14 protein-coding genes and 1 pseudogene are annotated in these 14,698 nt (G+C 61.3%); 3 read left to right on the top strand and 12 right to left on the bottom strand.

What is annotated here, in order from left to right; translation table 11 throughout:
- Both AC1DWF_RS16380 and AC1DWF_RS16375 read right to left on the bottom strand, forming a co-directional pair.
- Window positions 1–1,914: recombinase family protein (locus tag AC1DWF_RS16380; protein ID WP_476841831.1), on the bottom strand; the 1,914-nt coding region annotated here is incomplete at its 3' end.
- Entirely contained in the window at window positions 1,895–2,071 is a 177-nt protein-coding gene (locus tag AC1DWF_RS16375) for a hypothetical protein (RefSeq protein WP_176477851.1), read from the bottom strand. The genes AC1DWF_RS16375 and AC1DWF_RS16380, both read right to left, overlap by 20 nt.
- Window positions 2,072–2,377: 306 nt before the next feature.
- Between AC1DWF_RS16375 and AC1DWF_RS16370 the strand changes: the two are divergent.
- Window positions 2,378–2,563, top strand: a pseudogene (locus tag AC1DWF_RS16370) (transposase domain-containing protein); the annotation flags it as partial.
- A gap of 105 nt (window positions 2,564–2,668) precedes the next feature.
- On the opposite strand, the gene AC1DWF_RS16365 reads toward AC1DWF_RS16370, so the two are convergent.
- From AC1DWF_RS16365 to AC1DWF_RS16340, 6 genes are all read right to left on the bottom strand, one after another.
- Entirely contained in the window at window positions 2,669–3,220 is a 552-nt protein-coding gene (locus tag AC1DWF_RS16365; RefSeq protein ID WP_476782811.1) for a lytic transglycosylase domain-containing protein, read from the bottom strand.
- A 261-nt stretch (window positions 3,221–3,481) separates the two neighbouring features.
- Window positions 3,482–3,817 (bottom strand): DUF736 domain-containing protein, encoded by a 336-nt coding sequence (locus AC1DWF_RS16360; RefSeq protein ID WP_476782812.1) that lies wholly within the window; start codon window positions 3,815–3,817, stop codon window positions 3,482–3,484.
- A gap of 68 nt (window positions 3,818–3,885) precedes the next feature.
- On the bottom strand, window positions 3,886–4,431 hold the full coding sequence (locus AC1DWF_RS16355; RefSeq protein ID WP_476782813.1) for a S26 family signal peptidase: 546 nt from the start codon (window positions 4,429–4,431) through the stop codon (window positions 3,886–3,888).
- The gene (locus AC1DWF_RS16350) at window positions 4,428–4,949 is read right to left on the bottom strand and encodes a DUF2840 domain-containing protein (protein ID WP_476782814.1); all 522 of its coding nucleotides are present in this window, start codon (window positions 4,947–4,949) and stop codon (window positions 4,428–4,430) included. Before AC1DWF_RS16350 ends, AC1DWF_RS16355 begins: the two co-directional genes overlap by 4 nt.
- A 364-nt stretch (window positions 4,950–5,313) precedes the next feature.
- A complete protein-coding gene (locus AC1DWF_RS16345; protein ID WP_476841830.1) occupies window positions 5,314–6,105 on the bottom strand; it encodes a replication initiator protein A in 792 nt (263 codons plus the stop codon).
- Window positions 6,106–6,219: 114 nt separating this feature from the next.
- Window positions 6,220–6,501, bottom strand: a complete 282-nt coding sequence (locus AC1DWF_RS16340) for a helix-turn-helix transcriptional regulator (RefSeq protein WP_476782816.1) — start codon at window positions 6,499–6,501, stop codon at window positions 6,220–6,222.
- Between the two features lie 188 nt (window positions 6,502–6,689).
- On the opposite strand from AC1DWF_RS16340, the gene AC1DWF_RS16335 reads away from it, so the two are divergent.
- Window positions 6,690–6,971: a DUF1048 domain-containing protein gene (locus tag AC1DWF_RS16335; protein WP_476782817.1), complete on the top strand. Its 282-nt coding sequence runs from the start codon at window positions 6,690–6,692 to the stop codon at window positions 6,969–6,971.
- Window positions 6,972–7,300: 329 nt separating this feature from the next.
- Here the strand turns inward: AC1DWF_RS16335 and cysN are convergent, their stop codons facing one another.
- From cysN to AC1DWF_RS16315, 4 genes are all read right to left on the bottom strand, one after another.
- Window positions 7,301–9,280: a sulfate adenylyltransferase subunit CysN gene (cysN, locus tag AC1DWF_RS16330; RefSeq protein WP_476788971.1), complete on the bottom strand. Its 1,980-nt coding sequence runs from the start codon at window positions 9,278–9,280 to the stop codon at window positions 7,301–7,303.
- Window positions 9,280–10,218, bottom strand: a complete 939-nt coding sequence (cysD, locus tag AC1DWF_RS16325) for a sulfate adenylyltransferase subunit CysD (protein ID WP_476841832.1) — start codon at window positions 10,216–10,218, stop codon at window positions 9,280–9,282. Before cysD ends, cysN begins: the two co-directional genes overlap by 1 nt.
- Window positions 10,219–10,226: 8 nt before the next feature.
- Window positions 10,227–12,437, bottom strand: coding sequence for a polysaccharide biosynthesis protein (locus tag AC1DWF_RS16320; protein ID WP_476782820.1), 2,211 nt, complete (start codon window positions 12,435–12,437; stop codon window positions 10,227–10,229).
- Between the two features lie 139 nt (window positions 12,438–12,576).
- Entirely contained in the window at window positions 12,577–13,467 is an 891-nt protein-coding gene (locus AC1DWF_RS16315; protein ID WP_476841829.1) for a sulfotransferase family protein, read from the bottom strand.
- A 470-nt stretch (window positions 13,468–13,937) separates the two neighbouring features.
- On the opposite strand from AC1DWF_RS16315, the gene AC1DWF_RS16310 reads away from it, so the two are divergent.
- A complete protein-coding gene (locus AC1DWF_RS16310) occupies window positions 13,938–14,669 on the top strand; it encodes a sugar transferase (protein ID WP_476782822.1) in 732 nt (243 codons plus the stop codon).
- Window positions 14,670–14,698: the final 29 nt, after the last annotated feature.

Below are 14,698 nucleotides of genomic sequence, written 5' to 3'. Positions count from 1 at the left end.
CGGAAGAGCGCCCTCGGCGATGAGACGGCGGATGGTCGATTGGCTGAGGGTCAGGGCTGCGGCCGCCTCATCGAGCGTAACCTCTCCGCGTTCGGCGCGCTCGCCGTCACGATAGACGGCGATGTCATGTTGATGGCGCAGGGAGCAGATACGCCCCCGTGTCCAGCTCTTGCCATGCCCGGTCGTCTTACCGGATCGGTTAAGTACCGCGGCGATCGTTTCGTCAGGCATCTGGCGAGCCAGGGCGCGAACCAAGTCGACCACTTCCGCGTCGGTAGTCCACCGCGTCTGGCCGGCGCGGTTCCGCTTCACCATCAGACGGGTATGGTCACCGCCCTGCCAGTGGATGATCAGCTCCAGGTTATCGCCGACGACATCGACGATGATCTCGGCGATGACCGTGCGGATGATCTTCTTGCGCGTCTCCGGCGTGGTGCCGGGGCTCTCCCAAGCACGAATCAGGTCCTGACCGAGCGCCATGAGCCGCTCGCGGTCGGCCTCGGTCAGCGCCGGCGCCTTGTCGGAATCGAGCTGATCCATCTCGAGTTCAAGATCACGAACTGCAGCCAACCGTTCGTTCCATCGCCGCTCCAGTTCTCCAGCTACAAGGCGATTCTCTGGATCGGCGGCGTCGTACTGACGCTGCGCCCTGGCAGCCTCGTAGCGCGCTTGCTGCAGCGCCAGGTCGAGTTGGCTCTTCTTCTCCGAGCGCTGCTGACTGAGCGTTTCTACGGCCGCCAGTGCCGCTTCCACGCCCAGAGGCTGGAGCCTGTCCAGCACTTCCTTGGCAAGCACATGGTCGACGCGCATTCCGCCAAAGGTGATGCATCGCGCCGCCGCGAGTTGGTTGAAGGCGCCCACGCACTCGTAACGATAAGTCTGGCCGTAGCGGACGTGAAGCTTCTTGCCGCACCGGGCGCAGCGGAGCAGGCCGGGCAGCAGTGCTTCGCCGGTGCGGACCGCGCCTCGGCTCATGAACCGCTTGCCGTTGGTGTTATCGGCGATCAGCTGTTGATTCCTTTCGTACTCGGCCCAGGCAATATAGCCCTCGTGGTGGTCGCGGATCAAAACCTCCCAGTTGCGCCAGTCGCGCTGCATGCTCCGGACCACCCGCTTGCGCCCGTTCTCGATCGTCACGCGCGCGGTTCGGCGGCCGAAGGCGTAGGCGCCGGCATAGACGGGGTTGGTCAGCATGTGATGAACTGTCGGATAAACAGGCAAGCGCCAGATAACCCGGCCGACCGCACTGTTGCCCAGGGCAGGCAACAGAACCTTTTCCTGCCTGCACCACACCAGTACCTGGCGGATCGTCTGAAGCTCGGCGAATTTGCGGAACACCAACGCGATGGCCTCCTGGACACGTCGATCTGCATCCTTCTCGATACGGTCTCCACCAGCCTTCACATAGCCGATCGCCACGGTGAGGAAGAGTTCGCCCCGGCGCGCCTTCTGCTTCATTGCTTCGGTCGAGCGTTGCCGAAAGACCGAGAGTTCCATCTCGCTCATCGTGCCCTTCATGCCGAGCAGGAGCCGGTCGTTGGGCGAGGCCGAGTCGTAGACGCCGTCCTCGTCGACAATCAGTGTGCCGACCAGACCGCAGAACTCCAGGAGCGTATGCCAGTCGCGCCCATTGCGCGCCAGCCTGGAAGCCTCCAGCGAGAGCACGGCACCGACGCGGCCCTCGCAGATTGCCGCCAGAAGCCTTTCGAAGCCGGGCCGGCGTGCGCCCCCGCCCGATCGGCCAAGATCGTCATCGATCACCTCGACGTCGGGCCACCCCAACTGGCGGGCCCGATCGGCCAGGCCGTATTGCCGCCGCTGGCTTTCCAGGTTCCGGGCAACCTGGAAAGCCGTCGATTGCCGGACATAGACGATGGCGTTCCGTACCAGATGATCAGCCGTGATCTTCGTCATCGCCCGCCTCCAACTGATCTGCCACGGCCACCATCGCCTCCATCAGGAGTGCCTGTAGCTGCTCCACCGCTTTCGTCCGCTCCGCCGGCGCGAGCCTCATGGCTGGCGGCGGCTCCTCGAACAGATCCTGTTGCGCATGCGTCCACTGCTTCGCCATCAGTGCCTCCTTCGGGAATCTCTTCCCCAAGGTTGCAGGCGAGGCCTGAGTCCAGGAACGCCCTAAGATCTAAAAGTCGGGCAACCGAAATGCGCGGAACGTCAGTGGTTTTGACCGATGCGACCGCTGGATCAAGCATCCATGCGGGAACCAGGAAGGATGGGCACTCGCCTGAGCGCAGGGTCAAATGACGACTGCCGTTGTGGAACTGATCTGCAATCACGATCGCGGGCCGCCGGAACAGCGGGTGGAACGGATAGGCGACCTCCACCTCATGCCCTAGAATCCGGGCATCATGAGGTCCCGTCGGACGGGGGAGGCGGCCGCTGGGCGATCGTCTGTTCGCTGGTCGAGACCGCCAAGCTCAACGGCGTCGAGCCCTACGCCTATCTCGCCGACGTACTTCAGCGCATGCTTGACGGACATCCCGTCAACAGCCTCGACGACCTCCTGCCGTGGGCCTGGAAAGCGGCAAATCCTGTCAATGCCTGACATCACGTGCAGCCCCCGGACGCTTACCGTGTTTCCCTGCGCCACCCCACCGTGCCGCACATCCTCTCCGGGGATACGCAAGTTCGCGCCACGCCACGAAAACCGTCATTGCGGGCTTCCTGCGCTGATACGCACGGCAAAGAGGCCGTTCGAGCGCGGTGTGGTGGCGGAGACATCGCGCACGCTGGCACTCTCCACCGTTGCGGGTTTGTCGCTGTCGGATTGCGTCTGCTCTGCGGCGACGATGCCAACGGCGGTCGGAACGAAGAGCGATGAGCGACGCCATGCTAGAGATTCCGCCGTGATCGACGCAGCGGGTCTCGGCGCTGAATCTGTCAGCGAACCTCCACCGATAAGAGGGGCGAGCGTCGCGACATAGGCGCGGGTCTCCGTGGGCAATGGACGCCCTGCAAGATAGCCTTCGTAGCGCGCCGGCCCCGCATTGTAGGCTGCGAGGAACCCCGGCGAACCGAAGCGGTCGTGCATCTCGCGCAGATAGGCGGTGCCCGCCAGAATGTTGTCGCGTGGATCGAAGGGATCGCGACCTAGTGACAGACGCGTGCGCAATTCCTCCCATGTGTCGGGCATGATCTGCATCAGGCCGCGCGCTCCGGCACCAGAGACGGCATGTTGGTCGCCTGCGCTCTCCGTGCGCATGACGGCGCGTATCCAGGCGACCGGAACGCCGAAACGCCTCGAGGCATCGGCGATGTGAGCGGCATAGGGATCGGTCTGTGACGGTTGTAGTGCAGCGACTGGCTCGGCAAGAGCAGTGCCGGTCGCGCAAGCATGGAGGAGAAGGCCGAAAAGGAGAAGAAGCGCAAGGCGCGGGCTAACGCGCCGCCTTCCATCTGCCAGCCGACGGCACAGCTTGTGCCGCCGCCGCTGCGGTGATGACATGCCCGGAAACTGCATTGCTTACGCTTTCTCGCCGCGCTCACGCGGGCGGTTCCAATGCAGCGACCAGGAGGAGGCGTCGTCGCCGTTCTGGAACAGGCGCGCGCGGATCGGCTCGTCGAAGGTCGGATCGTCGAGCTGCAACGAGATGTATTCGCCTGCCTTGTCGCTCGTGCGCGTCCAGCCCGCACCGACCTCCGGTCCATCCTCCGATCCGCGATGGATGCGGTAGTCGGGCGCATTCTCGGTGTCGCCCGGATCGACCGAGACGATAGCGAGTTCAAGGTGGAAGGTGAGGGTGTGAACGCGTCCGACAAAGCCTGTCACCTCGCGCGTAAACTGTCCGATCTGAGCCACGATATGGGTCCTTTCTGTTGTTGCGGTGATGCTGAGGACGGCGCGGCGAAGCGTCGCCTGTTGCGCGCTCACCGCATGGGTGCGCGCCATTCGAAGCGACCGTCGCCTTCCTCGTCGGTCCACAGCGGGACGGCGCGGCCGATGATCTGGTCAGTGGAGGTGAGGCCGAAGTAGCGACCGTCTAGGCTGTCGCGGACCTGCCAGTTCATGAGGAAGATTTCGCCGTTCGGAATGTGCTGGCAGCCCTGCCAGACAGGCAGCTCGCGGCCGGTGCGATCGCGCTCGAGTGCGGAGCCGGCCTCGATGGCGTCAATGGTGATGGCAAGGTTGTTGCGGCAGACGGTTTGGCCGGAAACCGCGCGAACGCGCTTGAGGAGCGGTACGCCCTTGGGCAGATAGCTGCGCTCGGCGAGGAACGTCGCGAGAGGTTCGAGTGCGTCGACGGCAACAAGATCGGTGACTTCGAACGGACCGTCGAAGTCGATCTCATAGAGCCCGATCGGCACGCTGGGCGAGGCGTTCCAAATGAGCTTGATCGGCATCGGCGTGAGTGCCGGATAGCCGACGCCCATCGTCACGAACACCGTCGAGAGGACGATGGCGATGCGGCTCATGGCTCCGCCCTCCGGCGCAGAAGGAACGCGCGATGCTGTTCGAGTGAATAGGTGCGCGGCTCCTGTCCGGCGGTCACGCGGTTGTGGGCTTGCCGCCAATAGTCCGGGGAGACCGCTTCTGGATCGATGCCGAGCTGCTCGATGGCGTCGATCGCCTGCAGCACGCGCTCGACCTTAGGCCAGCTCTCGATCTTGAGCAGGATGTCGCCGCCGGGGCGCACGAAGGGTAGCGTCTGGTAGGCTTCGCCGCGTGTCACGGCGCGCACGATGTCGATGCGCGAGATGATTGTGCCGAAGTCGTTCGAGGCCCAGCGCACGAAGGCGAAGACGGTGCCGGGCCGGAAGGAGAGGATGCGACGGCGGCGGTCGAGGATCTGTTCATGAGCGGACGCGCCGAAGCGAATCCAGTGCTCGATCTTCTTTTCGATCCAGGTCAGTTCGACATGGATGAGGTTGTTGACTGGGAGCGCGGCCAGCGTCGGGCCGCCGCGCATGCGGGAGGCTGCGATGTAGTTCATGTTTTGTCTCCTGATGTTGCGTTGAATTCGCGCGCGACCAGGTCGGGAGGCATGTCGGTGATGGGATGCCGCGCTTGTACGCGGCGATCTGGATGCGACCGCGCAGATCCGGCGTGATGTCGACGGTGGGCCGCGCGGTGAAACCGGCCGCATGGGCCGCTCTTCGCTGGCTTGGCGATGTTATCCCCAAGCCAGCCAAGACGCGGGTCCGTTAGAAAGATTCCGAAGGAATCTGGGTTAGATAAGTTACGGCGGCCGCAAGGCTTTGAATCGGGACGATGAATCGTCGATTCCGGTCCTCGATAGCACGAGGATCGGGTCCCCGATGGCACGATAGGGGCGGTCCCCGATAGCACGAGTGAATTCACAGCTTTTCCCCAAAGCGCGTTGACGGCTTCCGTCGCGGGCGCGGCGGGGTGAAAAAAGTCGGATCGGAACCGACGAAGGTGAGGACGTCTGGGCCATTGGCCTGGCGCGCGATGGCGAGGCGATAGCCGGGCAGGGGCTGCCGGCGTACGATGTCACGCAGGTCGTAGACGAAGTGCTTGAGCGGCGAGAGACTGCCGGACTTCTGATGCAAACGCGCGAAGTCGAAGCTCCATCCGAAGGACTGCCGTCCGCCGTGCTTGCGCACGATCCGGTAGAGCCAGCGCTCGAGGCCGCCGGTCAGATCGAAATACGCCGGGTCGATGGTCAGCACGAGCGCGTCATCGAGGACGGCGCGATAGAACCAGTCGGGCAGGATCAGCTCGATGCCGACGGGCCGTCCCTCGCGATCAGTGCGCTCCTGCCATTCATTGATCCAGGAGAAGCGATGGCGGCGGCCTTCCGCCGGCTGGCGAATGGAGGTCGCGACCGTTGTGGACTGGAGCCTATCGAGCGCGGCTTTCAGCCGTTGGTAATCGCGCGCGCCGACGCCCCGGCTGGTGAAGGTCAGGATTTCGTAAGGTGTGGTCGCCATCAGGCGCGAGGTGCGCAAGCCAGCGTCGCGAGCATTGACGATCTGGCTGGCGGCCCAGATCAGGATGTCGGCGTCCCAGATCGTGGCCATGCCATGATCCGGCACGGCCTCGACTCGGATGGTCTCGTCGCCAGCCTTGAAGTCGATGGGCGTGACGCGTTTCGATTTTGCGAGAGAGAAGAATGGATAGGCCATGAGGTCCTGCGCATCGCGGGGCGCGAAGTTGCCTGGAAGCGCATGGAACAGATCGAGCTGTCCGCGTTCCGACTGTGGGCGAGTCCGACCCGACAAAAGAGAACCGCCGCGCAATCAGCGGGCGTATCGACCGGCATGCGCCGGAGGCGTTGTCGGATAGCGCTTGGCGGGAAGGACAGTACCGCGCGGATCGGAGGTGGACGTCACCGCGCCGCGATCGGCCCAGGCTTCGAGATCGTCGATGGCGTAGACGACGCGGCCGCCAAGCTTGCGATAGGCGGGGCCGGTTCCGTAGGTGCGATGCTTTTCGAGGGTGCGGGCGGAGAGGCTGAGGAAATTGGCCGCTTCCTTGGTGCGCAGAAAGCGTGGCGGCAAGCCGGCGTTTCGACCGTTCATCGGGCGTCTCCATAGCGTTTGTGAATGCCGTTGAGATCAAGCGGCGGACACGGGTGATGATGGAGAAGGGGTAAAGCGCTGTTCAGGTGCGAAATGAGCGGGGTGTAAATTCGCACAGGCAAAGTGCCGCCGGACGGGCCTGCCATGGCGGAGATAGCTCGAACAGCTCCGCGAAGGAGGTATTAGACATGGCCACAGGATGGATCGAGCAGATCACAGGGTCCCTCGAGCAGAAGAAGCGCTACCTGCAGTACAAGGCGCGCACGGAAGGGCTTCCCGCGAACTATGGCACGGCGATCGATGCGCTGAATCAGTACCTGATATACTTTGGGGCGATAACGAAAGGGGACACCCTGTTTTCGATGCTGGAGGATCTTGCAGATCCATTCGAGCAGAGCGCCGCGAACGGAACCCCGATCCGCGAGATCGTCGGGGAGAACCCCTGGAGTTCGCGGAGACGTTTCTCATGAACTACTCGTAGGGTCAGGGGACCAACAAGGAGCGGGAACAGCTGACCGACGCCATTGATCGGGTCGCGGGCAACGAACAGTAACGAGAGAACGGATATTCAGATGACACCCAATCAGGTCCTGGGGCCGGCGATCCACGTGCAGGGCCTGGAGAAGTCGTACAAGAAGCTGCTGGAGCGTCGACGTCGCTACGCAGGCTGCGGACGTGCGGGAGTCAATCAGCCTCGGCGGACAGTTGGGAGGCGTCACGCGAATATCGCAACCTCCTCCTCCTCCTGTACGGCATCGGCAAGGGATTGCCGGTCGCCGTGCACGGGCGCTCCAGATTGCTAAGTTCGAGTCGTGGAGTGCTCGCCCGTCGACTCCCGAGGGCCGGGTTCCTGTCCGCTAGGGTTGAAGCAGCGAACCATACTGTGCTCATCGAGCCAATTCTCCAGTTCATCCAACATCTCCTCAGCGTTTCTGCCGAGTGTTTGAAGATGGAGTTCCGGGTTCTCGGGAGGTTCGTAGGGCGAATCGAGACCAGTGAAATTCTTGATCGTGCCATTCAGGGCCCTCGCATAAAGCCCCTTCGGATCGCGCCTTGCGCATTCCTCGAATGGCGTGTCGACGAATATTTCGACGAATTCACCCTCTTCCATCCGTTCGCGTGCCATCTGTCGTTCGGCGCGGAATGGCGAAATGAAGGACACGAGCACGATCAGCCCGGCATCGGCCATCAGCCGGGCGACTTCGACCACGCGGCGAATGTTTTCGACCCGGTCCTCCTCGGTGAAACCCAAATCCCGGTTGAGCCCGTGGCGGATGTTGTCGCCGTCGAGCAGATAGGTGTGCCGGCCAGCCGCGTTCAGTTTTTTCTCAAGCAGGTTGGCAATTGTCGACTTGCCCGATCCCGACAGGCCAGTGAACCACAGTACGGCTGGCTTTTGAAACTTTTGCGCCGCGCGCTGGCTGCGGTCGATGTCGAGCATCTGCCAGTGGATGTTGCGCGCGCGCCGCAACGGATGGCTGATCATGCCAGCACCCACGGTGGCGTTGGTCATGCGGTCGACGAGGATGAACGCGCCGGTGACACGGTTGTCGCTGTAGCGGTCGAAAGCGATTGGCGCCTGGACAGAGAGATCGCATACGCCGATCTCGTTCATGTCGAGATGTGCTGCGGCTTCTTTGGCAAAGCTCGTCACGTTGATCCGATGTTTCAGCGCAGTCACCGTCACTCCTGCCTGGTCGGTCTCCGTGCGTAGAATGTAAGGCCGGCCGGGCAGCAGCGGCTTGTCGTCGAACCAGACGATTGTAGCCTGGAACTGGTCCGCCACTTCGGGGCGTACATCGACGGTGGACAGCACGTCGCCGCGCGAGATCTCGATCTCGTCCTCCAGCAAAAGGGTGACCGACTGGCCGGCGATTGCCAGCGGACTATCCGCTGTACCGACGAGGATTCGCTTCACGCGCGAGCAGCGCCCCGACTTCGCTGCAACTACGGTCTGGCCAGTGCTGACAAATCCCGACGCCATGGTGCCCGAGAAGCCGCGAAAATCCTGGTTGGGGTGGTTCACATACTGGACTGGCAGACGGAACGGCTTGTCCACCGCGTCGCCGTCTATCGCAATCGCCTCGAGGTGTTCGAGCAGCGTCGGGCCCGAATACCAGCGCATTACATCCGACGGCCGGGTGACGTTGTCGCCATAGCGTGCCGACATCGGGATCGGCTCGATCGACTGGAAGCCGAGACTGAACGCAAAGTCACGATATTCAGCTGAGATGCGCTCGAAAACCTCCCGGTCGAAATTGACCAGATCGAACTTGTTCACGGCAAGAGCTACGTGACGGATGCCGAGCAGCGAAGCGATGATGGAGTGGCGGCGGGTCTGTTGCAGAATGCCCCGGCGGGCATCGACCAGCACAATGGCCAGATCGGCGGTCGAAGCGCCGGTTGCCATGTTGCGGGTATATTGTTCGTGGCCGGGGGTGTCGGCGACGATGAACTTGCGTTTGGGCGTCGCGAAGAAGCGGTGGGCGACGTCAATGGTGATGCCTTGCTCCCGCTCGGCCTCCAGGCCATCGACCAAAAGCGCGAAGTCGATGTCGGCACCATTGGTGCCATGTTTGCTAGAATCCCTTTCCAGCGCGGCAAGCTGATCCTCGAAAATCAGCTTGGTGTCGTAGAGCAGGCGGCCGATCAGCGTTGACTTGCCGTCGTCGACCGAGCCGCAGGTCAAAAACCGCAACAGCGACTTTTCGTTTTGGTCCGTTATGAAGTCGCCATAGTCGAAACGCGCGGCGGAAACGGGAAGGTCGTGCCTCGTCATCAGAAATAGCCCTCGCGTTTTTTCTTCTCCATTGAACCGGTCTCGTCCTTGTCGATGAGACGGCCTTGACGCTCGGAAGTCCGTGCGGTGAGCATTTCCATGACGATGGCTTGGAGGTCGCAAGCGTCCGATTCAATGGCGCCGGTCAGCGGATAGCAGCCGAGCGTGCGGAAGCGAACGAGACGATGCTCGACGGTTTCGCCCGGCAGCAATTTCATGCGCTCGTCGTCGCGCAGGATCAACATGCCGTCGCGCTCGACGACCGGCCGCCGCTTGGCGAAATAGAGTGGTACGATCGGGATTTCTTCCTGCAGGATGTATTGCCAGATATCGAGTTCGGTCCAATTCGACAGCGGAAAGACGCGGATCGATTCACCCGGCGCGACTCGCGTGTTGTAGATCTTCCACATTTCCGGCCGCTGGTTCTTGGGGTCCCAGGCGTGATTGGTATTGCGAAAGGAGAAGATGCGTTCCTTGGCTCGGGATTTTTCCTCGTCGCGGCGGGCCCCGCCAAACGCGGCATCAAAGCGGTATTTGTCGAGCGCCTGCCTTAGCGCGACCGTCTTCATCACGTGCGTATGGGTGTTGGAACCGTGAACGAAGGGATTGATGCCCTCGCGAACGCCATCCTCGTTGATATGAACCAGGAGATCGAAGCCATGCCTGGTCACCATGGCGTCGCGAAACGCGATCATTTCGCGAAATTTCCAGGTCGTGTCGACATGGAGAAACGGAAACGGCGGCTTTGCCGGATAGAAGGCTTTCAWCGCCAGATGCAGCAGGACCGAAGAATCCTTGCCGACCGAATACAGCATCACCGGCTTCGAAAACGTTGCCGCGACTTCCCGGAAAATGTGAATGGCCTCGGCTTCCAGCCGGTCGAGATGGCTCTGTTTGATGGTGGGGTGCGTTTGCTGTGTGATCGAGGAGGGAGGCATTGTGGGAATCATGGTGTCAGCCCATTATTGCGTCCATCGCTCTGCGACAGGATGAAGCTCATCGTTTCAAAAGCAGACTTGGTATCGCCTTCCATTGCCGCCGAACGCAGGCGCTCGAAGCCTTCATAAAGTACGGACAGTGGCACTGGCGTCGGCACTGCCCCCATGACTCCAGGGACAGGCGGATTGACCCGCTTCTCGGAGACGTCAAAAAGCTCTTCGAACAGCTTTTCTCCGGGACGGCAGCCGACGATCTGGATGTGCACGTCCTGATCGGGCACGAAGCCGGCCAGGCGGATCATCCGCCGTGCGATGTCGATGATCTTGATCGGCTCGCCCATGTCGAGAACGAAGATTTCGCCGCTTCCCAACTTCTTCTCGAGACCATAGGCCGACGCCTGAAGCGTCAGTTCGACGGCCTCGCGAATGGTCATGAAAAAGCGCATCATCTCAGGGTGCGTGACGGTCAGTGGCCCGCCACGTGCAAGTTGCCGCTTGAACAACGGGATCAGCGACCCACTGGAACCAAGCACATTACCGAAGCGCACGGTCATGAAACGCGGAGAGGCAGCGTCGGTCGCTCCTTCCAGGTCGAGTGACTGGCAATAGAGTTCSGCAAGCCGYTTCGTSGASCCCATCACRTTGGGYGAGTTYACCACCTTGTCKGTGGARATCTGCACCATGCCGAGCGCGCCCCAGCGCTTCACCGCCTCGGCGATGTTCATCGTGCCGAASACGTTGGTGAGCACGCCTTCGCASGGGTTAAGCTCGACCATCGGCACATGCTTGAGGGCGGCGGCGTGGAATACGAGTTCCGGCCTGTGCTGCGCGAACACCCCTTCGACACGACGTTTGTCGCGCACGTCGCACAAATGCACCGAACGCTCTATGGCGGGGAAATTTTCCGCAAGATCAAGGTCGATCGAGTAGAGGTTGAACTCGCTGCTATCGACAAGAACCAGCCGTGATGGCGCGAGCCTTGCTACCTGTCTAGCCAGTTCGCTACCGATCGAGCCGCCGGCGCCAGTGATCATGACGCGGCGGCCGCCGATAAAACGCTGCATGGCGGCGACATCGAGCGCAGCCTGCGGCCTCTCCAGCAGGTCGGTGAGCTCGATAGGCCGCAGTTCGAACTCGGTGGCAACTCGGGGATTTCGCAATTCTGTCGCGGGATTCAGCCGTGAAACGGCCATGCCCAACCGGTCGGCGCAGGCGATCAGCCGCTCCGCTTCGCCGCTCTCAAATGAAGAAAGCGGTGCTGTGAAGATGAGGTGGCGAGGCCGCTGGCCTCGGCCGTCAAGTTCGGCCACGACGGCGTCGAATTCATCTGTCGAGCCCAGCACCGCGACGCCGCGCATCATCGACCCGGTCTCGTCAGGAGAATTGTTGAGGAACCCCACCGGTTCGTGCGTCGATGTCGAGTCGCGCTGCAGCGCACGCAAATAGAGGTCGGCCTCGTGGCCCGCGCCGACAAGCAGCACTGGGATGCGCGGGTTGAGATCGGCCGGCGCCCAATGCAGGGCACCGATCAGGGTCCTGAAGTCTTCCTGCCGGAAGCTAAGCCTGACGGCAGCCAGCAACGATACCAGCGCCATGATCTCGATTGCGATGATGGAATGCGGAATGATGGCGAAACGCGAATACAAAAAGACGAACGTCATGAGGACCATCGAGGCGATCAGGATCGCCTGCACGAGGACGACATAATCGGGAATGGAGGCATATTTCCACTTGCGCTTGTACAGGCCTGCAGCGGGAAAGGTTACAGCGCAGATGACCACAAACACCGCAGTCAGAATCGCGAGCGCTTTGGCCGCGCGGGCGTCGGTAAGGAACATTTGCGGGCCGAAACGGAGCCACGCCGCCAGCATCAGCGCCAGCGCGCTAAGCGAAAGATCGACTGCGTAGAGATATCGATTGCTTATGGTTGACTTCACCGCAGAAGAGATCCGCGATCGCGCGCGCAGGTAGGGGGATTTCTTAGTCAGCGAAGCTGCCACGGTTACAAGTAACGGGCTATTGGGCTGAGGCGTATTAGTTTCTCCGTTGGCGTTTGCGCCTAAGTCTCGCAATTGCGCTGTTTTCGCAGCGATATGGTTGTGTCTCATGTGAACCCCCCCCGCTGGTGCCGCATGGCACTTGATTTCTCGGACCCACGCGAGGAGCGACCCTTGGAGCTGATGCGTGGGCGGAGAGCGGTTGCAGCCGCGCGGTTTCAACTCCGGGTCCGGCGTTGTATCTTGTGGTGGCTGTCAATTGTTGGAAAGGTGTTGGAAAGGTGCACGACGCGCGGGATGTGTCAGTTAAACCCTTGAGTGGTTCCGATTTTACGCAGTTGCGGGTTTTTTGCCCTTCGCGTCAGTCGCTCTCAGMTCCGCCCTCCGGCGAAGCGGGACTGTCTGCCAGCCAGGCGGACAAGTCCCTTCCGATCATGCGCCCTAAGGCCTCGACATCGGGGGCATAATAGTCGACCAGCCGCTCTCGTACGCCCGCAGGCAGCGGAGCGTATCGAGTCTCGCGGCTGAGCATTGCATGAACCTTGCGGAAATACGCGGTGTCGCGAAACAGAGCTGCAAGAGGCTTTATCGGCCGGAGGGCCCGGCGCACCCTGGGGCCCACCATAGGGGTGGTCTTGTCCTTTATTTTAGTCTGGATGCAGGCGACCGTACCTCCAGATGCGAGGCCAAGGAATTCCCTCACGGCGCCGAGGTGATCTTGCGGCCGGAGCTTCATCACCTCGAAAAAAGTTACAAGGATCTGATCGGAAGGAAAGCGATCATAGAAGGGCCGCAACTGCTTATGGTACAGGCCGGCGCTAATGAGGCGGGTATTCTGGGGTCTACGCGGGTCGAGGTAACACGCGACATCGCGACCGATCTCCCCGCGCCGATACATCATGCAGTAGTCCGAATACGCACGCTCGACGGGATTGCGAAGCTGGGCCACCAGCTTCACCTTCGGCAACTTTCTGGATATCAAACCCGCCGCCTCGGCGCTTTCGAGGTAGGAGTTGGATTTCTCGCCAGCAACAAGGCCGTCCGCATTTTGCGGGAACTGGGCAAGGTACCAGTCGTCGCCTCGATCGAATTTCCGGCTGAAATAGTGGAGTTCCGGTTCCGGCATGCCGACCTGGTGATCTGTCTGGAGCGACTTCTGCAGCCAGGTCGTTGCGCTCTTGGTGGCCCCGATGATCAGGAAATCGACGTCATCCAAGGTCATGAGCGTGGCCTTGCGGTCGTTCGCGCGCATATCTGGACGTTGCCTCGTGCCGTCTGGGTGCCGCCGCGAGCTCGGTCGAAAGTAAGGCCTTCGGCTGCTTGTTGACGACCATATCTAGATGACCTTTTCTCCGTCGGGGAAACTTGCCATGCCGAACCCGCCACGGCGTAGTCCGACATACTCAGCCCGAGGATGCTTCGTTACGAGAGAAAATACCTCTTGGCCAGGTTATCGTGACGACAGGTTTTTCCCCAATGCGGCGGCCAGCTCGCGCTTCGCGCGCGCGACCCCAAATGGCAGCGTCGCTGCTCTACCGGGCCAAGACAGTTCCAGTGTCAGCTGGTCAGGAAAAAACTCGTTTTGCTGTCTGAAGGCTCTGTTAGAATATTGAGTTAGAATCCCATTTGAATCCATCGGCTTCGAACCCGCCAGCGCGGCAAAGCGAGTCGAGAAATTTCCATTTGTGGCTAAGCCGCAAGTTAGGGCGGTGAAGGTAAAGAATGATGCTTAAGCGCGGATTTGATTTTATTGTTGCGACATCACTTCTCATTGCGCTGTCCTGGCTTATCATTTTGATCGCCATCGCTGTTCTTGCCGTCTTGGGGAGGCCGATTTTGTTTTTGCAACGACGCCCTGGGCTTCACGGCAAACCATTTACAATATTCAAATTCAGAACCATGGTGGAAGCACGGGACCTGGCCGGTAATCTTCTGCCGGATGGCGTCAGATTGGCCCGTTTTGGCAAGTTGCTGCGGAAAACCAGCCTCGACGAACTGCCTTCCCTCATCAATGTGCTGCGCGGCGAAATGAGCCTGGTCGGGCCGCGTCCCTTGCTGATGGAGTATCTGGGACGCTACTCGCCCGAGCAGACGCGTCGACACGACATCTTGCCCGGCATCACCGGCCTAGCCCAGGTGAATGGCCGCAACTCTCTCGAATGGGATAAACGGTTGGCGCTCGATGTCTGGTATGTCGACAACAGAAGTTTTTGGCTGGATCTGAAGATCCTTGCGGCGACATGTATTGCTGTGTTCAAGGTGAGGGATGTGAGCGCGCCCGGGCATGCAACTATGCCCATCTTTATGGGCTCTGGCCAATCGCACCCCAAAGCTAGCGAGACCAAGGCTCAAGAAAGCGCTGCTGGTTCTCGCCCAGACCGCAATCAGCCGAAGGCAAACTCGTCGGACCGGTCGACCGGAATTGCCCCGTTTCTCTGGACATTCTTAGGGTAAGTCTAGGACGAGTTCGTTGATCTGCAGTC

Source organism: Aminobacter sp. P4_D5 (assembly GCF_056401815.1).
Note: the sequence above shows the minus strand (reverse complement) of the source record. Positions and strands in the feature narration are given on the sequence as shown.

Excerpts from the sequence above, each read along its gene's own strand:
- AC1DWF_RS16350 (WP_476782814.1), bottom strand. The coding sequence starts at position 4,949 with ATGAACTACATCGCAGCCTCCCGCATGCGCGGCGGCCCGACGCTGGCC.
- AC1DWF_RS16355 (WP_476782813.1), bottom strand. The coding sequence starts at position 4,431 with ATGAGCCGCATCGCCATCGTCCTCTCGACGGTGTTCGTGACGATGGGC.
- AC1DWF_RS16345 (WP_476841830.1), bottom strand. The coding sequence starts at position 6,105 with ATGGCCTATCCATTCTTCTCTCTCGCAAAATCGAAACGCGTCACGCCC.
- AC1DWF_RS16310 (WP_476782822.1), top strand. The coding sequence starts at position 13,938 with ATGATGCTTAAGCGCGGATTTGATTTTATTGTTGCGACATCACTTCTC.
- AC1DWF_RS16365 (WP_476782811.1), bottom strand. The coding sequence starts at position 3,220 with ATGCGCACGGAGAGCGCAGGCGACCAACATGCCGTCTCTGGTGCCGGA.
- AC1DWF_RS16335 (WP_476782817.1), top strand. The coding sequence starts at position 6,690 with ATGGCCACAGGATGGATCGAGCAGATCACAGGGTCCCTCGAGCAGAAG.
- cysN (WP_476788971.1), bottom strand. The coding sequence starts at position 9,280 with ATGACGAGGCACGACCTTCCCGTTTCCGCCGCGCGTTTCGACTATGGC.
- AC1DWF_RS16340 (WP_476782816.1), bottom strand. The coding sequence starts at position 6,501 with ATGAACGGTCGAAACGCCGGCTTGCCGCCACGCTTTCTGCGCACCAAG.
- AC1DWF_RS16375 (WP_176477851.1), bottom strand. The coding sequence starts at position 2,071 with ATGGCGAAGCAGTGGACGCATGCGCAACAGGATCTGTTCGAGGAGCCG.